Source organism: Horticoccus luteus (assembly GCF_019464535.1).
Lineage (GTDB): Bacteria > Verrucomicrobiota > Verrucomicrobiia > Opitutales > Opitutaceae > Horticoccus > Horticoccus luteus.
Genome location: NZ_CP080507.1, coordinates 1,542,000 through 1,558,618, shown reverse-complemented (window position 1 = coordinate 1,558,618; position 16,619 = coordinate 1,542,000). Strand labels below are relative to the sequence as shown.

At 65.9% G+C, this 16,619-nt stretch carries 13 protein-coding genes; 8 read left to right on the top strand and 5 right to left on the bottom strand.

Translation table 11 applies throughout. The features are described from left to right. Nucleotides 1-102: 102 nt before the first annotated feature. Nucleotides 103-1,689: a citramalate synthase gene (gene cimA, locus K0B96_RS06430; RefSeq protein ID WP_220165158.1), complete on the bottom strand. Its 1,587-nt coding sequence runs from the start codon at nucleotides 1,687-1,689 to the stop codon at nucleotides 103-105. Between the two features lie 135 nt (nucleotides 1,690-1,824). Here cimA and K0B96_RS06425 point away from each other — a divergent pair, with 135 nt between their 5' ends. From K0B96_RS06425 to sugE, 4 genes are all read left to right on the top strand, one after another. After that, complete coding sequence (locus K0B96_RS06425) at nucleotides 1,825-2,277, top strand: universal stress protein (protein ID WP_220165156.1); 453 nt, start codon at nucleotides 1,825-1,827, stop codon at nucleotides 2,275-2,277. 147 nt (nucleotides 2,278-2,424) lie between these two features. Then, entirely contained in the window at nucleotides 2,425-3,708 is a 1,284-nt protein-coding gene (locus K0B96_RS06420; protein ID WP_220165154.1) for an aminopeptidase P N-terminal domain-containing protein, read from the top strand. A gap of 35 nt (nucleotides 3,709-3,743) precedes the next feature. Further along, nucleotides 3,744-4,031, top strand: a complete 288-nt coding sequence (locus K0B96_RS06415) for a hypothetical protein (RefSeq protein ID WP_255558870.1) — start codon at nucleotides 3,744-3,746, stop codon at nucleotides 4,029-4,031. Between the two features lie 118 nt (nucleotides 4,032-4,149). Continuing rightward, on the top strand, nucleotides 4,150-4,467 hold the full coding sequence (gene sugE / locus K0B96_RS06410; RefSeq protein WP_220165152.1) for a quaternary ammonium compound efflux SMR transporter SugE: 318 nt from the start codon (nucleotides 4,150-4,152) through the stop codon (nucleotides 4,465-4,467). Here sugE and polX read toward each other — a convergent pair. Next, nucleotides 4,464-6,242, bottom strand: coding sequence for a DNA polymerase/3'-5' exonuclease PolX (gene polX, locus K0B96_RS06405; RefSeq protein WP_220165149.1), 1,779 nt, complete (start codon nucleotides 6,240-6,242; stop codon nucleotides 4,464-4,466). The two genes, sugE and polX, sit on opposite strands and share 4 nt — an antisense overlap. Before the next feature lie 51 nt (nucleotides 6,243-6,293). Here polX and K0B96_RS06400 point away from each other — a divergent pair, with 51 nt between their 5' ends. Beyond that, nucleotides 6,294-6,704, top strand: a complete 411-nt coding sequence (locus K0B96_RS06400) for an acyl-CoA thioesterase (RefSeq protein WP_220165140.1) — start codon at nucleotides 6,294-6,296, stop codon at nucleotides 6,702-6,704. On the opposite strand, the gene K0B96_RS06395 is transcribed toward K0B96_RS06400, so the two are convergent. Together K0B96_RS06395 and K0B96_RS06390 are read right to left on the bottom strand one after the other, a co-directional pair. Continuing rightward, the gene (locus K0B96_RS06395) at nucleotides 6,688-7,941 is read right to left on the bottom strand and encodes an AMP-binding protein (protein WP_220165138.1); all 1,254 of its coding nucleotides are present in this window, start codon (nucleotides 7,939-7,941) and stop codon (nucleotides 6,688-6,690) included. The genes K0B96_RS06400 and K0B96_RS06395 overlap by 17 nt on opposite strands. Further along, nucleotides 7,923-8,981: an o-succinylbenzoate synthase gene (locus tag K0B96_RS06390; RefSeq protein WP_220165136.1), complete on the bottom strand. Its 1,059-nt coding sequence runs from the start codon at nucleotides 8,979-8,981 to the stop codon at nucleotides 7,923-7,925. Before K0B96_RS06390 ends, K0B96_RS06395 begins: the two co-directional genes overlap by 19 nt. A gap of 136 nt (nucleotides 8,982-9,117) precedes the next feature. Here K0B96_RS06390 and guaB point away from each other — a divergent pair, with 136 nt between their 5' ends. Together guaB and K0B96_RS06380 are read left to right on the top strand one after the other, a co-directional pair. Then, entirely contained in the window at nucleotides 9,118-10,692 is a 1,575-nt protein-coding gene (gene guaB, locus K0B96_RS06385; RefSeq protein ID WP_220165134.1) for an IMP dehydrogenase, read from the top strand. 147 nt (nucleotides 10,693-10,839) lie between these two features. Continuing rightward, nucleotides 10,840-11,652 carry a PEP-CTERM sorting domain-containing protein gene (locus K0B96_RS06380; RefSeq protein ID WP_220165132.1) on the top strand — a complete coding sequence of 271 codons (813 nt, stop codon included), beginning with the start codon at nucleotides 10,840-10,842 and terminating at the stop codon, nucleotides 11,650-11,652. A 90-nt stretch (nucleotides 11,653-11,742) separates the two neighbouring features. Here the strand turns inward: K0B96_RS06380 and K0B96_RS06375 are convergent, their stop codons facing one another. Continuing rightward, nucleotides 11,743-14,082, bottom strand: coding sequence for a heparinase II/III domain-containing protein (locus tag K0B96_RS06375; protein ID WP_220165129.1), 2,340 nt, complete (start codon nucleotides 14,080-14,082; stop codon nucleotides 11,743-11,745). Between the two features lie 211 nt (nucleotides 14,083-14,293). Here K0B96_RS06375 and K0B96_RS06370 point away from each other — a divergent pair, with 211 nt between their 5' ends. Next, entirely contained in the window at nucleotides 14,294-16,603 is a 2,310-nt protein-coding gene (locus K0B96_RS06370; protein WP_220165127.1) for a DUF5703 domain-containing protein, read from the top strand. Nucleotides 16,604-16,619: the final 16 nt, after the last annotated feature.

The window sequence follows — 16,619 nt, the reverse complement described above, 5'->3', positions numbered from 1 at the left end:
CTCTCTGCGCGCACCCTCACCGCCCCGTTGTCGTTCGGCCGCGAGCGTCCTGTCGCTCGCGCCCAAATCCGCCCGCCGGCGACCGCCCGCGCCGCCGCCGACTCACTTCGCGCCGCCGCGGCTGAGCATCAATTTGAAATTAATTGCATCGGTCAGCGCTTCGGCCGACGCGTCGACGATATTGTCGCTCACGCCCACCGTTCCCCACACCGCGCGCGCGTCGCCGGATTCGATGAGCACGCGCGTCCGACTGTTGGCACCCGAACGGCTCTCAAGAATGCGGACCTTGTAATCGCGCAGCTCCATTTCCTTCAGCTCCGGATAAATGCCCTCGAGCGCCAGCCGCAAGGCCTTGTCCAGCGCCCCGACCGGCCCGGTGCATTCCGCCACCGTATGCAGCGGCTGCCCGTTCACCATCACCTTCACCGTCGCCTCCGCGAACAGCTCGCCCTCGTGCCGCTCGATCATCACGCGATAGCCTTCCAACACATAAAACGGCCGGTGCACTCCCAGCGCCTTCGCGATCAGCAGCTTTAACGACGCATCCGCCGCCTCGAATTCGTAGCCGCGAAACTCCAGTTCCTTCAGCTCCTCGATCAGCTGTTTCATTTCCGCCGATTTCTCTTCCAGCGCATAGCCCAATTCCTTCGCCTTCATCGCCACGCTGCTGCGCCCCGCCATGTCGGAGACCAACACCCGTGTCTGGTTTCCCACCAGCGCCGGATCGATGTGCTCATAGCTGTTCTTCACTTTTTGCGCCGCATTCGCATGCAGTCCGCCTTTGTGCGCAAACGCCGACAGCCCCACATACGGTGCTTTCGTGTCCGGCCGCAGGTTCGCCAGCTCATCAAAAAACAACGATAACTCCCGCAACTCCCCCAGATTTCCCGCACACGACGCCGTGCAGCCCATCTTGAGAAACAGATTCGGCAGCACCGTCGTGAGATTGGTGTTGCCCGTGCGTTCGCCGTAACCGTTCACCGTGCCCTGCACCATGGAGGCGCCGGCCGTGATTCCCGCCAGCGAAAGCGCCACCCCGAGCCCGCTGTCGTTGTGGCAATGCAACCCCACCTTGTCGCCGCCAAATTCGCCCACGACCTGCGCCACAATCCGCTGAAAATCGTCCACCATCGTGCCGCCGTTCGTATCGCACAACGTCACATGGCCGGCCCCGCCGCGCAGCGCCGCGGACAGCACCCGAAACGCATAATCCGGATCGCTCTTGAAGCCGTCGAAAAAGTGCTCCGCGTCGTAAACGACTTCGCGCCCCTGCGCCACGAGGTAGGCCACGCTGTCCTCGATCATCGCGAGATTCTCCTCCGGCGTCGTGCGCAGGATTTCCGTCACGTGCAACTGCCACGTCTTGCCCACAATCGTCATCACCGGCATGCCGCTGTCCAGCAGCGTGCGCAATTGCGCATCCTCGCTCGCCTTCACCCCCGCGCGCCGCGTCGATCCAAAGGCCGCCAGCCGCGCATGCTGCAATTTCAGCCCGCGCGCCTCGTTGAAATACGCGATGTCGCGCGGGTTGGACCCAGGGAATCCTCCCTCGATGTAATCCACGCCAAATGCATCCAGCCGCTGCGTGATCAACAGCTTGTCCGTCACTGAAAAACTGATCCCTTCTCCTTGCGTGCCATCACGCAATGTGGTGTCGTAGATCTTTACCGGGCGGCCGCTGCTGTTCATTCACGTCAGCGTTGATTCTATTGCGGCGCTGGCAAGCTGTCACTTTGTGCGGCCTCGCTGTTATGACAAATCCCCTTGCCCGCCGCGCCGCCTTTTTCGCCTGTCACTTTTTCCCGCCGACGCTAAACTCATGGCATGACAACCATCCTTGCGCCCCTCGATTTTTCCGCCGTCAGCGAGCGGGTGGCCGAAGCCGCCGTCAAGCTCGCCCGGGCGTTTTCGGGCCGTGTCGTTTTCCTCCACATCGTGCAGCCGCCAGTCATCAATACCGAATACGGCGTCATGATGGAAAACATTGCGGAGATCGTCACCGTCAGCGAGCGCGCCGCCGGCAAACAGCTCGCCGCCTGGCAGAAAAAATTCACCGCCACCGGCGCGGACATCGAAATCGTGCACCGCACCGGCGCGCCGGTCAGCCTGATTCTCGAACAGGCGCGCGCCTCCCATGCGGCGTATATCGTCATGGGCTCCCACGGCCACACCGCCCTCTACGATCTTCTCGTCGGAACCACCGCCAACGGCGTCGTCAAAGGCGCGCCCTGCCCCGTCGTCATCGTGCCGCCCGAGCACCGGCACAAATCCCCTTGAGCCCGCGCCCGGCGCATCGCGCGACCCTTCGCATTCCCGGCCTTGGTTCGCGCCTCGCTTGCGCGTGCGACCGTCCGCCGTCGCCCGCTCGGCACACCCGCACCTTTGCGTTTTGACGCCTCCGCACCGCCGTGGGACAACGCACCCATGCCCTACCTCGACGAACGCCGGGCCCGCGTCGCCCGCGCCCTCGATCTCCACGACGAGCTTCTCCTCGTCGGCGCCGGCGAACCCATCCCGCTCCCCGAAAACAGCGACCAGACTTACCCCTTCCGCGCCCACGCCGACTACTATTATCTCGCCGCTCTCGAATGCCCCGGCGGCGTCGTCGCGCTCGATCCGCGCGATGGTGAAACCTCCGGCTGGATCAGTTTCGTTCCCGAAGTCACCGAAGCCGAACGCGTCTGGGAAGGGCGCGAACAGCCGCCCGGCACGCCGCTCGCCCAGCTCGACGAGTGGCTCGCCAGCCGTGCCGGTCGCCCCGTGCTGACTTTCGGCGCCCCCGTCCCGCGTGCCGGCCTCGCCGCCGACGCGGCCGCTTCCGCCGCCGCCCGGACTCGCTTCGTCCACGCCCGCCGCGCCAAAGATTCCACCGAGATCGCGCTCATCCGGCGCGCGGCCGACGCCACCGCACACGGATTTTCCGCCCTGGTGGCCGCTCTGCGCCCGGGCGTCACCGAACGGGCTCTGCAAGTGGAACTCGAGTGCGGTTTCGCTCGCGCAGGCGGTCGCCGCCCGGGCTACGGCACGATCGTTGGCACTGGGCCGCACGCCGCGATCCTCCATTTCGATCCGTCAGAGCGCGCAGCGCGCGACGGCGAGTTTGTGCTCGTCGATGCCGGCGCGGAAATCGATCGCTACATGGCCGACGTCACCCGGACCTACGTTGTCGGCCAGGCGACGCCTTTCCAACGCGACCTCTATGCCATCGTGCTTTCGACCGAACAAAACGCCATCGCCCGTTGCGTGGCGGGCGCCGAGTGGAAAGCCGTCCATCTCGCCGCCGCTGTCGAGATGGTCGACGGTCTCGTGCAGCTTGGTCTCATGCGCGGCTCCGCGGAATCGCTCGTCGAGCAGGAGGCGCACACGCTATTCTTTCCGCACGGCCTCGGCCATCTCGTCGGCCTCGGCGTTCGCGATGGCAGCGGGCAAGCCCCCGGCCGCGCCAAAGATCCCCGCGCCGGTCTTCGCAGCCTGCGCCTCGATCTGCCGCTCCAGCCCGGCTACGTCGTCACCGTCGAGCCTGGCCTCTATTTCATCCCCGCGCTCCTCAACGATCCCGCGCGCCGGCAACGCTTTCACGATTGCGTCAACTGGGACGCCGTCACGCCGCACCTCGCGCTCGGTGGCGTCCGGATCGAGGACAACGTGCTCGTCACCACCGGTGCACCCGAAATTCTCACGAGCGCCATCCCGAAGCCTGCGCCCTAGGGCGCCCGCCCGCGGCCCTGCCACGAGAATTTTCCGTGGACAACCACCCCGTTCTAACTCTCTTTCTGCGGACAATCATGGAGCAGACATCGCCAAAGGAAAAACACGCGTCCGCCGTCACCGTTGTCGTGGACATCATATTGGTTGCCGCCTTTTTCGCCTTCATGTTCTGGGTGATGAAGGCGCACGTCCCGTCGAGCGATCCGAAGATGATCACGCTCTGGGGCGCGTTGACCGCTCTCTGCCTGACCGGCGTTTTCTGGCTCGCCCTGTGGATGTTCCGCATGGTCTGGCGGTTTCAATACCGCCGCCCGGCGGAGTAAACGCGACTCACCCGCGCGGCCCACTCGGTCCGCGCTTTTTTGTGCCCGCGCTCAGCCGCCCGCACAACGTTTCCATTCGCGCTCGCGCGTCCGGCTGCGCGCTGCCAACAACCCCGCGATGCACTGGACGCTTCTCTTCATCGCCGCCGCGCTCGAAATCGTGTGGGCGTCCGCCCTGAAATCCGCCCACGGCTTCACGCGCCTGTGGCCGTCCGTCTTCGTGGTTTCGGCGATGGGCGCGAGCATGTTTCTCCTCGCCCTCGCTGCACGCGGACTCCCCATCGGCACCGCCTACGCCGTCTGGACCGGCATCGGCGCCGTCGGCACCGCCATCGCCGGGATCATTCTTTACGACGAAAGCGCCTCCCCCATCCGCCTCCTCTGCATCGCCCTGATCGTCGTCGGCGTTGCCGGCCTCAAAGCCTTCTCGCGTTAACGCCCCCGCCGCGCCGCGAAATACGCCGCCACGTCCGCGCGCGGCCGCGTGTTCAGGATTTGCTCGCGCTGCAACCATCCCTTGCGCGCCGCCAGCACGCCTGCCCGCACGTGCTCCAGGCCCGCCGTCTCGTGGGCATCGGGATTGATCGCGCACAGCAGCCCGCGCTCCGCCGCTTTTTTCCACAACCGCCAATCCAGCTCCAACCGCCACGGACTCGCGTTCAACTCGATGACCACGCCATGCGCGATCGCCGCATCGATCACTTTCGCCGCGTCCACCTGATACCCTTCGCGCCGCAGCAACAACCGCCCCGTCAGGTGCCCCAGCATCGTCGTCCGCGGATGCTCGATTGCCTTCAAAATCCGCGCCGTCATCACCGCTTCGCTCTGTGAAAAAACGTTGTGCACCGACGCCACCACGTAATCGAGCTGCGCAAGCGTCGCGTCATCGAAGTCCAGCCGCCCGTCCGGCAGAATATCGCACTCCACGCCGGAAAACGCCTGCGCCTTGAACCGTCCGCTTTCGTTTAATTTCCTGATCTCCGCCACCTGCATCAGCAGCCGCTCCTCGCTCAACCCGTTCGCTTGAAAACTCGACTTCGAGTGGTCCGCGATCCCGAGGTATTCCCAGCCCAACGCCTCCGCCGCCGCCACCATTTCAATCAGCGTGTTGCGCCCGTCCGACGCGGTCGTGTGATTGTGAAACGCCCCGCGCAAATCTCCCGCCTCCACCAGTCGCGGCAATTCCCCCCGCTCCGCCGCCTCGATCTCGCCCATCCCTTCGCGCAACTCCGGCGGAATGAACGCCAGACCCAACGCCGCAAAAAGCTCCGCCTCGGTTTTCACCCCCGCCACTTTCTTGCGCAGCGCGTCGCCCGCCTCGACCTTCGCCTTCACCGTCCCTTCGCCCTCCGCGGGCACGAGACCCCACTCGCTCAGGCTCAAGCCCCGCGCCAGCGCGCGCTGCCGCATCTGCACATTATGATCCTTCGAACCCGTGAAATGATGCAGCGCAAACGCGAACTGCTCCTCCGGCACGATGCGCAAATCCGCCTGCAAGCCGCTCTCGAAACGCACACTCGCCTTCGTCTCGCCGCGCCCCGTGATCTCCTTCACCCCCGCCAGTCCCGTGAACCAGTCCATCACCGGCCCCACGTCGGACGCCGCGACAATAAAATCCAGATCGCCCACCGTCTCCAGCCCGCGCCGCAAACTCCCCGCCGCTTCCGCGCGCCGCACCTGCGGCAACGCCCGCAACCCGGCGACGATCGGCTCCGCCACCTCCGCCGCATCCCACCACAAATGCCGCCGCCCGTAAGCCTCGCGATTCCGAATCCCCGCGAGAATTTTCTCCTGCGTCTTCGCCCCAAACCCCGCCAGCTCCGCCACGCGCCCGTCGTTGCACGCCGCGATCAGGTCCGCGATCGAGTTCACCCCGAGCTGCGTGTGCAATGCCCGCACTTTCTTCGGCCCCACGCCCGGAATCTCCCGCAACTCCAACAACCCCGGCGCAATCGACGCCTTGAGCTTCTCGTAAAATCCCAGCCGCCCCGTCGTGTGCAGCTCCGCGATTTTCAACGCCAGCGCATCGCCGATGCCCTTCACCGATTTCAACTCCCCCGCCTCGACCAGCCGCGCCAGGTCCGCGCCTTCCATCGCCTCCACCGCCCGCGCCCCCGCCACGTAGGCGCGCACCTTGAACGGATTCTCCCCCTGCAATTCCAGCAGCATCCCGATTTCGTCCAAAATCTCGGCGATCTCGTTTTTGGTCATCACGCAGGAAATTAAGTCGAAAACTTAAAAGCGAAAACGAAAATGACGCCCATGCCCTTCGCGTATCTCCGCACCGTGCGCTTCGCCGACACCGACGCCGCCGGCGTCGTCTATTTCGCGAACTACCTTTCCATCTGCCACGAAGCCTACGAAGAAGCCCTCGCCGCCGCCGGCCTCGAACTCAACACGTTCTTCCGCGCCACCGGCCTCGTCGTTCCCGTCAGCAAAAGCGCCGCCGACTACCTCCGCCCGCTCGAATGCGGCGACAAACTTCGCATCACCCTCGCGCCCACGCCGCTCTCCGAAAACGCCTACGCGATCGACTACGAGCTCTGGCGCCTGCGCCGCCCCGAGAAACTCGCCGCCCGCGTGCGCACCGAACACGTCTGCACCAATCCCACTCTCCGCGAACGCGCCCCGCTCCCTCCCGCCCTCGCCGCCTGGATCAACGCTCCCCGCTGACGCCGTTCGCCCCCGCCGCCGCGATCGCTCTCATCAGCGTTGCCCGGTTTAATTTCCCCTGCGCATTGCGCGGCCACGCTGCCAGCGCCACGTAACGTTTCGGCCGCTTGAACGCCGGCAACGTTTCGCTCAACCGCTCCCGCACGCGCTCCCAATCCGGCGCCCGCCCGCGCTCTTCCGCCGGATAACACGCGACCACCGCCTGCCCCCAGTCCGCGTCGTCCGCCGCCACCACGGCCACGTCCTCAAATTCGCCCGTCGCCCGCAACGCCGCCTCCACGTCCGCCGGATCCACCTTTTTTCCGCCCGTGATGATCACCGCGTCGCGCCGCCCGAAAATCCGCAGCCGTCCACGCGCGTCCAGTTCTCCGACGTCGCCCGTCACCCACGCCGCCCGCGCCTCGCGCCACGCCGGAAAGTAGCCGCGAAACAACGACTCCCCCGCCACGCTCACGCCGCCCTCCGCGCCGATGGTCACGCGCGCATGAGGCAGCGCCGCGCCGCAATTTCGCCCGCCCGCCAGAAATTCCTCCGGCCGCAGCGCCGTCACCATCGCCGCCGTCTCCGTCATTCCATAACTCACCGCCAGCGGCAGCCGCGCATCCGCGCCCTGCTCCAGCAACGCCGCCCACGCCGGTCCGCCGCCGACGCACACCGCGCGAAACTTCCGCAACCACTCCACCGCGCGCGCCGAGCCCAGCAGGCGTTGCAACTGCGTCGGCACGAGCGACAAAAACCACGCGCCGCCCGCCGGCACGTCCGGAAACTCCCCCGCCTCGATACGCTTCCAGTCGCCCACGACATGCTTTCCGCCCGTCACCACGCAACGCATCCACGGCATCAATCCGCTCACATGATGCAGCGGCAGGATGTTGATCGCGTTCACCGCCGGCACCGAAAAATGCCCGGCAAATCCCCGCGCCGCCGCCGCGAGCGTCGCCGCATCATGCCGCGCAAATTTCACCCGGCCCGTCGTCCCGCCGCTCGGAATCATCAGCCAGCCGCGCTCGCCCGCCGACGCCTCCCGCGCCGCCGCCACGACTTCCGCCAGCACCGCTCGCTCCGCCTCCTTCCACGCCGGATCCGCCAAAAACACGCTGCCGCGCCCCGCCACCGCGCGCGCCAAAGCCGCCATGAATTCCGCCGCGTGCCCGGCTGATCCGCCCTCGATCACCGCCGGTTCGTTCTCTCCGTGCGGCTCCGCCCCGAGCCGCCGCGCTAGCTCAACGCGTTCCATATCGTCTCCGGATTTAAACGCGCCACATCCTCCGCCCGCATAAACGGCGCCGCCGGCGGCCCGTCGAACCGCCGGTCCGCAAACAACGGCCACACTCCGAACCCCAACGCCCGCGCCTCGCCTTCCCAGCGAAACGCGCACTCCAGCGCCATTCGCGCGCCCACCGCCGTTTCCAGTGCCGACGAAAACACCACGCTCGCCTTCGCCGCCGACAAGGCGTCCAACGCCTTCCGCACCTCGCCGAGTAGCGACGGCTTCACCACAAACACGCCGCGCCACCCCGCGCCCAGCCACCGCGCCACATCGCCCGCGCCCACGAGCGATTCGTCGAGTGCGATCGGCGTCGGATAATCTTCCGCCAGCCCGCGCAACGCATCCTCCGCGCGCCGTTGCGCCGTCTCGCCTTCGCCCGCCGCCGCGAAACACGGCTGCTCCACAAATTCCACCGGCCGCTCCGCGCACAAAGCCAGCCACCGCTCCGCCGTGCGCCGGTCCCACGCGCCATTCGCGTCGAGCCGCAGCCGCGCGCCCTCCGGCATTTCGCCGCAAAGTTCGTCGAGCTGCCCCATTTCCGCCCGCGCGTCCGCCACGCCGACCTTCCATTTGAATACACGAAAACCCGCCTCCGCTTGCTCCACCAGCACCGCCCGCGCCGCCTCACCCGCCGGTAGCAACGCCGCCACCCGCAGGTAATCATGCTTCATCCCGTCGGCGTCCGCCGCCCTCGCCGCCGCCAGCGCCCCGCGCAAACACCCCAGACGCACCGGCAACGCGCCCAACGTTTCTCGCGTCACACGTTCGCCGAGCGCGGCGCAACCCGCCTCGATGTCCTCCACCGTCTCCGTCCCAAACCACGGAATCGGCGCCGCCTCGCCATAGCCGACATTCCCCGCGTCATCCTCCAACCGCACAATCACGCCCTCGCGCTCCGCCCACACGCCATGCGCCGTCCGCACCGACACGCGCATCGGCAACCGATACCGCCGCCACGCCAGGCGATAACTTTCTCCCCGCTCACATTCGTGTTTTTTCGTGTCCATTCGTGGTTAACTGCGGATCGCTCCGCACTGCTCACGGACAACAGTTATCAACAGTTATCAACGGTTTTGAACCAATTTCAGCCGCAGAAAAACCGTTGCGCTTTCCTTCCTCCGGCTTACTGCGATAGCGGCAATCATGACCAAGGTTGCCACGAACGCCACCGCCCTGGATGCGGATTTCTATCTCGCCGCCGACGCGTTTTTTCCCGCCAGCCGACCGATCGCCCTGACGTTTGACGACGTCTCCCTCGCGACGCTCCACTCCGAGATTCTGCCCAAACAGGCCGACACCGCCACGACCCTGAGCGATTCACTCCGGCTCCAGATTCCCGTCATCTCGGCCGACATGGACACGGTCACCGAGTCCCGCATGGCCATCGCCATGGCGCTCAACGGCGGCCTCGGCCTCATCCACTACAACATGCCGCCGAAGGACCAGGTGAAGGAAGTCGCCCGCGTGAAGCGTCACATCCACGGCCTCATCCAGGATCCCATCACCGTCACCTCCGACGTGCTCATCGGCGACGTCCTCGCCATCATTGAACAGAAACGTTTTTCGTTCAGCACGTTTCCCGTCGTCGATTCCGACGGCCGCCTCGCCGGCCTCCTTTCCGGCAACGTCGTCAAAGACCGTTACAAATCGAAACGCGTCGCCGATGTGATGACGCCCCGCAGTGCGCTCATCACCGAACTCGACTCCACGCTCGGCGCCGACCCCATCAAAGCTGCCGACCGTTTCTTCGACGCGCACGTCGGCATCAACAAAATGCTCGTCGTCGATCGCGACGACCGCCTCCGCGGCCTCGTCACCATTTCCGACGTCGAGAAAATCAACAGCGAAACCAAGGCCCGCCGCAAACCCGCGCGCGATGCCCAGTTTCGCCTCGTCGTCGGCGCCGCGCTCTCCCCCGTCCGTCTTCCCTCCGGCGCGCTCGATCGCGACAAAATCCTCACGCACGTCGGCCACCTCGTCGAGGAACAGATCGACGCCGTCGCCATCTCCACGGCGCACGCCCACACGTCCGGCGTGGGCGACATGGTGCGCCTCGTCCGCGATGCCTTTCCCGACCTCACCATCATCGCCGGCAATGTCACCAGCGGCGCTGGCGTGGAGTTTCTCGCCGAGCGCGGCGCCAACGCCATCAAGATCGGCCAGGGCCCCGGCTCCATCTGCACCACGCGAATCGTCGCCGGCGTCGGCATTCCGCAACTCACCGCCCTCTACGTCGCCTCCCGCTCCGCCGCCGCCCGCGGCGTGCGCATCATCGCCGACGGCGGCATCACCAAGTCCGGCGACATCGTCAAAGCCCTCACCCTCGCCGACGCCGTGATTTGCGGCAGCCTCCTCGCCGGCTGCCGCGAAGCCCCCGGCGAAATCATGGAAATCAGCGGCAAACTTTATAAACAATACCGCGGCATGGGCTCCCTCGCCGCCATGAAAGCCGGCAGCGCCGCCCGCTACGGCCACGACAAAAACGACGCCACCCGCAAGGTCGCCGCCGAAGGCATTGAGGCGCTCAAGGAAGTCTCCGGCTCCGTCGACGACGTGCTTGGCGTCCTCATTGGCGGAGTGCAAAGCGGCATGGGTTACCTCGGCGCCGCCAACCTTGCCGCGCTACGTGACCACGCCCGTTACATCCGCGTCAGCCCTGCCGGCCAAAAAGAAGCCGCCCCCCACGACGTCGTCGAAGTCTCCACGCGTAAGAATTGACTGCGGCCCAGCGCGCGCTCTCCGCCTCGCCACGGAGCACCTCGTAAGCCTGCGTCTTGTTGGCAAACGCGTCCGCGAATGGTCGAAATTGACACCGATCGGGCAGTCTCACATCTCTGCAGGGGTTTTCACCTTAGCATTACCTAAATGAAAATCCTCACCATCGCCGCTCTTTGCGGTTTTTCGCTCGTTTCCACGGGCTTGGCTCAGACCACGATCATCGATAATTTCGATGATGGTTCCATTAGCACGAACACCCACGGCACCGGCTCGGGGTTCAGTCTTCCCGGCACGGCCGCACCCTCCGAATCGGGAGGATTTGCGAATTTCAACACGGGCAACGACGGCAATACCGTGGTCATCCAAAGCAACGACACGCTTAACCCTTTTCAAGTTGGCCAATGGACGACCACGCAGTTCACCTTCGGTTCGATCAATATCGAAAGCGGCAACAGCCTCGACCGATTTGTGATCGGCTACCGGCCGAATTATGACGGCGATAATCACTTCCTCCCGGGAGCTGGCTTTGGGGTTTCCGTCTTTTACCGCGACCACATGACGAACCCCGCCACCACGGCGTCAATCTGGGCGAACGGCCAGACCCTGGCCTCATGGAACTGGTCCGACACGAGCGCCCTGAGCGGTTTGGTGGTGACCTTTTCAACGATGGCCATCGACGCCACCACCGCCAGCTACGTCGTCCAGTTCTCAAATACGTCGGCGACGTTCACCGATTTTACCGGCGGTCTGTCCGGCACCTTCACGCCATCGAACGCCACGACCGATTGGACGATTGCGGTGCATGACCAATATTTCACGTCCGGAGGTGGCACCGTGCTTCTCGATTCCATTCGCAGCACCCCCACGTCGCCAGCCGTGCCGGAGCCGGCCACCTATGCCGAACTTTGCGGCGTCTCCGCCCTGGGCTTCGTCTTTATCCGGCGACGCCGCGGTCAGTGAGCTAATCTCACTTTCCTTCCCCGTAACTGGCCAGCGCCTCGCGCTGGCCTTTTTGTGCGCGGAGTTGGCGGGGGCCGCGCATCGACTCCTTCAGGTGACTGCCCGCAGACGGAGTTTTACGGCGATGCGCAACACGCCGCTTCGCCCGCGCTGCCGGACCGTCAACCGTGGTTGCGTCCTCGCGTGTTGCCACCCGAACTGCTGCATCTCCCGTCGTTGATCGTCCGTCGCCTGCCGCCGCGGATCGAGCAGCGGGAGTTCTTCAACCACCGCCTCCACGTCGTCCGGAAGCGTTAGTTCCGCCACCGCGCGCCGCCCTTCGATCGTTACTCTCCGCCCGTCCAGCGCCATCGGCAATCGCGTCGTCCAATGGAAAACCACGCCCTCGCCCTTCGCCACCGTCCACTCGTCCGTGATCACCAGCTCGTCGGGCGTCGGTGAATCCCATGTGCGTTGCCACTTCGTGAACCATTCCTCCCAGCCCGGCGTCGCATCGATCGTGGCATGAAAGGCCGTCGCATCGCCGCCGCCCTGTGGCTTCACGTCCGCAGAAATGGGATTCGCCGGCTTCGGTCTCACGTCCTCGCTCCACGGCGTCAGCATGTTGTGCCGCTGCGCCTGCTTCATCAATTCCGTCACCGGATTCGCGTAATCCATCACCCCGAAATCAAACGCGAAACTATCCCCGGCGCACTCCAGCACAAAGCTCCCTTTGTCCTCATGCTGATGGTCGCCGCCCGCTTTGTTGCCGAGGATGAAGAGCTTCACCAACTCCCCCTCCAGCCGTCGCACCGACGCCATCATGCCCGTGTCCTTCATCTCCAGAAACGGCGCCAGCTCCGGCCCCTCTGCCGGAATCTCTCGATCCAGCCGCAGCGCCATCAACAACGGTGCCACTCCCGAACGCCGGCGGGATTTGCGATAAATCGTCACCCAATGCGACCGCGGCATGAGCCACGCGAGAAACGTCAACGCCTCGCCAAACGCGAACATCGCATCCCCCGTCAGTAACATGTCCTGTCCGTCGTCCGTCGAGAGCAGCATCTCCGCGAGCCGTTCCGTGCGCAGCAGCGCCGGCGGCACGAGCTCACGGGCATTCCTTCCGCGACCGCGACCATAAAGCAGGGCCGACACCACCGCCTGCCGCGCCACCCAGGTGAAATACGTCGAGCCTTCCACGTAGCCGCCGTCGGGCAGCAGCGCGTGCTCCAAATTCTCCTGCAGATTCGCCCACGCGATGTCGGTGTGCGGCGCCACGCGCGACGCCGCCGGCTTCGGAAAACCTTCGCCCCGCGCCGGCATCGTCTGCTCCAACACCAGCAAACCATACAACCGCGCCGGCGTGATCCACGCGATCTGGTTGGTGTGATACATGTATTCCCACCACCAGGAGGCCTGGCTCATCGCGCCGTGCGCCTCCGTCGCGATCCGGCGCAAAATCAGTTCGCGCCCCAGCGGCGTAAACCACTCGCCGCACAAATCCAGAATCACCGCGCAATCCCACGTCGCCGTCGCCTGCACGAACCCGCGCTGCTCCCACGTGCTCCCGCGCAACTGCGCGAAAAACGAGTCCTCCCAATACGTGCAATGCGCCATGCTCAGCGCAAACCGCGCCGCTCTCCGCCCCAGATCCTTGTCCCGCCACATCACACTCGCCTGCGCCGCGAACGCCCCGTGCCACGTGAGCATCCACCCCATCTGCCGCTCGCGCCGGAAGCCGTTGTAATTCCAAAAATTCATCGTCTCCGCGATCATGCTCTCCGGCTGCACGGCGCGGGCGATTTCTCCCACCGCCCGCAGTTCGCGCGTCACCGCCGAATCCGCAAACTCCCGCCGCACCGCGTCGAGCTCCTCCGCGTCGATCAGCAACCCGTAGGCCGGCTGAAACGTCGGTTCAAATTCCGCCGGCTGGAGATATTTTTCCCACGTTTCGTCATACCCTTCCCACTGCGCGAGGTGAAACGTCAGCCGCTCCGTGTGCTGCAACCCAAACCACAGCAGCCACGCCGACCCCGCCGCCGCGCGCGGGGAACGCACCTCCACCGTGAGCGCGTGGATCCGCCTCGCCCCGTCCAACGCCAGCCACTCCTCGTGCCTCGTCGCGCCACAGGGCGTCCCCACCCGCCGCCGCGGCCCCGCGTCCGTCTCCGCGGCGAGCGTGATAACGCTGTCTTCCGGCAAATTGATCGCCACCAGGAGTCGGTCATACGCCGTGCAGTCCAGCTCGGGAGCGAACCGCCGGTGCAACCGCAGCACCAGCCCGTCCGCCGCCGGTCGCTCCCAATTGACGATCACGAACGCCCAGCTCTGCGTCAGCTTGAAGCCGCTCACCCCCGGCACGTCGGCGGTCCATCGCGACAACTCACTGAGTTGCTCATCGAAAAACGCTTCGAACACCGCCTCGGCGCTGTTGATAGGAGTAACGCGCATGCGCCGTGACGTGAGCGACTCTCCCTGCCCGGCGCAACCTCGCGCTGCGTCAATTTGCGACCGGGGCCCGACGCCTTTGCCGGGCCTCGCCACCGTCGATTCGGCCGCCCGATCGCGCGCTCCCGCTCCGCTCTCACCCCCCGCCACACCGTCCACCGTCCGCTGCGCTTTGCCGTTGTTCGCCACGCTCCGCCGCCGCACACTCTCGCGCATGCGTCGCCCCTTCGTCGGACTCTGTGGCTTCTTCGCGCTGTGTTTCATCAGCCCCGCCCTGCCCGCCAGTTCTTCGCCTGCCCCCGCCTCGCCCGCCCTCGGCAACATTACGTGGGAAACACCCAGTCCGACGTCCGCCGGCTCACTCCCCCTCGGCAACGGCGATCTCGCCGCCAACGTCTGGGTCGAGCCCTCAGGCGATGTCGTGTTTTACCTCTCGAAGTCCGACGCCTGGGATCACCTCTCCCGACTCATCAAACTCGGTCGCCTGCGCGTTAGACTCACGCCCGCGCTGCCCGCGTCCGCCGCCGCACACTTTGAAACCACCCTCGATCTCGCCACCGCCTCCGTCCGCGTCAGCGCCACCGCCGGCGACCGCGAGGTCAACATCCGCCTCTGGGCTGATGCGCACCACCCGCGTTTCGTCGTCGAAGTAGACGCCTCACAACCCATCGCCGTCACCGCCTCGCTCGACCCGTGGCGCACCGCCCCTCGCGAACTACTCGGCGGCGAAAAAGTCAGCGCCTACGGCTTCACCGGTTCTCCCGCCCCACTTCTCGCCGCCGCCGACACCGTGGTCGACGCGCCCGAGGCCGGCGTCCTCTGGTATCATCGCAACGACTCCTCCATCTGGGCTCCCACGCTCGATCATCAGGGTCTCGGCGATTTTAGAAACCTCTCCCGCGATCCGCTCCTGCACCGCACGTTCGGCGGCCTGCTCTCCGGCGAGGGTTTTCAACGCCCCGACCCGCGCACCCTGCGCTCGGCCGCGCCCGCCAAGCACGCCGCCCTCACCGTCGACGTTCTCACCGCGCAAACGCCCGACGCTGCGTCATGGGTCACCGCTCTTCGCACGCAAGCCGCCGCCGTCCGAACCACCGCGCTCGCCGACGCCTGGCGCGCGCATACCGACGACTGGCGCGAATTCTGGTCCCGCAGTCACGTCGTCGTCACCGCCCGTCACCCCGCACCCGCAAGCGATGCCGCCGCCGTCTCCGCCGCTTACGTCCGTCAACGTTACCTCATCGCCTGCGCCGGTCGCGGCGCCTATCCGATCAAATTTAACGGCAGTCTTTTTACCGCCGACTGGAATTTGTCCAACGCGCCTTTCGATGCCGACTACCGCCGCTGGGGCGGGGCCTATTGGTTCCAAAACACCCGCCTGCCCTACTGGACGCTCCTCGCCGCCGGCGACACCGACTTTCTCCGACCGCTGGTCAAAATGTATCTCGACGCCCTCCCGCTCGCGGAATTTCGCACCCGCCGCTGGTTCAACCACGACGGCGCGTTCTTCCCCGAAACACTCTACTTCTGGGGCTCGCACTTGAACGACAACTACGGCTGGCAGCGCCCGCCCGACCTCCCCGTCGGCCAACTCACGAACCGCTATATTGGTCATCACTACAACGGCGGCCTCGAACTCCTCGCGCTCCTGCTCGCAACCTACGCAAACACGGGCGACGCCGCCTTCCTGCACGATTCCATCCTGCCGCTCGCGCGACCCGTGCTCGGATTCTTCGCCGCCCACTACCCGCGCGACGCCGAAGGCCACCTCCATCTCGCGCCCGCCCAAGCCCTCGAAACCTGGTGGGACTGCGATAATCCTACGCCCGACATCGCCGGCCTGCGCAGCGTCCTCGGCGATTTGCTCGCGCTGCCCGCCCCGTCCATCGACCCCGCCGACCGCCGCGCGTGGAGCGAACTTCTCGCCGCCGTCCCCCCGCTGCCCATTGGTCTCGCGGATGGGCGACCTCACATTCTGCCCGCCGCCGTTCATGAGGCCGTGCCGCGCAATTCCGAAAACGCCGAACTTTATCCGGTGTTTCCCTTTCACCTCTACGGCACCGGCCGCCCCGCGCTCGCGACCGCCCGCGAGACCTTCGCCCGTCGCACGGTGGCCGACACCGGAGGCTGGCGGCAGGACGCCATCCAAGCCGCGCTCCTCGGGCTGACCGACATCGCGACCGACGACGTCATCAAAAACGCGACCCAAACCTCCGCCGCGCGTTTTCCCGGATTCTTCGGCCCCAACTTCGACTGGCTGCCCGACATGGACCACGGGAGCGTCACCGAGCTCGCTCTGCAAACGATGCTCCTGCAATGCGTCGCCGATAAAATCTATCTCTTTCCGGCGTGGCCCGCCGACCGCTGGAACGTCCGCTTCCGCCTCCACGCCAACCGCAACACGATTATCGACGGCGAGCTGAAGGACGGCCAACTCACCCGCCTCGACGTCACCCCCGCCGCCCGCCGCGCCGACGTCGTCGTGCTCCTCGGCGCGGACAGAACTAGCCTTCCCCTCCGCTAGTCCAACCCCGCCCGAT

What these genes read in the sequence shown, in the direction of transcription:
- cimA (WP_220165158.1), bottom strand. Translation starts at nt 1,689, where the DNA reads ATGAACAGCAGCGGCCGCCCGGTAAAGATCTACGACACCACATTGCGT.
- K0B96_RS06425 (WP_220165156.1), top strand. Translation starts at nt 1,825, where the DNA reads ATGACAACCATCCTTGCGCCCCTCGATTTTTCCGCCGTCAGCGAGCGG.
- K0B96_RS06420 (WP_220165154.1), top strand. Translation starts at nt 2,425, where the DNA reads ATGCCCTACCTCGACGAACGCCGGGCCCGCGTCGCCCGCGCCCTCGAT.
- sugE (WP_220165152.1), top strand. Translation starts at nt 4,150, where the DNA reads ATGCACTGGACGCTTCTCTTCATCGCCGCCGCGCTCGAAATCGTGTGG.
- polX (WP_220165149.1), bottom strand. Translation starts at nt 6,242, where the DNA reads ATGACCAAAAACGAGATCGCCGAGATTTTGGACGAAATCGGGATGCTG.
- K0B96_RS06400 (WP_220165140.1), top strand. Translation starts at nt 6,294, where the DNA reads ATGCCCTTCGCGTATCTCCGCACCGTGCGCTTCGCCGACACCGACGCC.
- K0B96_RS06395 (WP_220165138.1), bottom strand. Translation starts at nt 7,941, where the DNA reads ATGGAACGCGTTGAGCTAGCGCGGCGGCTCGGGGCGGAGCCGCACGGA.
- K0B96_RS06390 (WP_220165136.1), bottom strand. Translation starts at nt 8,981, where the DNA reads ATGGACACGAAAAAACACGAATGTGAGCGGGGAGAAAGTTATCGCCTG.
- guaB (WP_220165134.1), top strand. Translation starts at nt 9,118, where the DNA reads ATGACCAAGGTTGCCACGAACGCCACCGCCCTGGATGCGGATTTCTAT.
- K0B96_RS06380 (WP_220165132.1), top strand. Translation starts at nt 10,840, where the DNA reads ATGAAAATCCTCACCATCGCCGCTCTTTGCGGTTTTTCGCTCGTTTCC.
- K0B96_RS06375 (WP_220165129.1), bottom strand. Translation starts at nt 14,082, where the DNA reads ATGCGCGTTACTCCTATCAACAGCGCCGAGGCGGTGTTCGAAGCGTTT.
- K0B96_RS06370 (WP_220165127.1), top strand. Translation starts at nt 14,294, where the DNA reads ATGCGTCGCCCCTTCGTCGGACTCTGTGGCTTCTTCGCGCTGTGTTTC.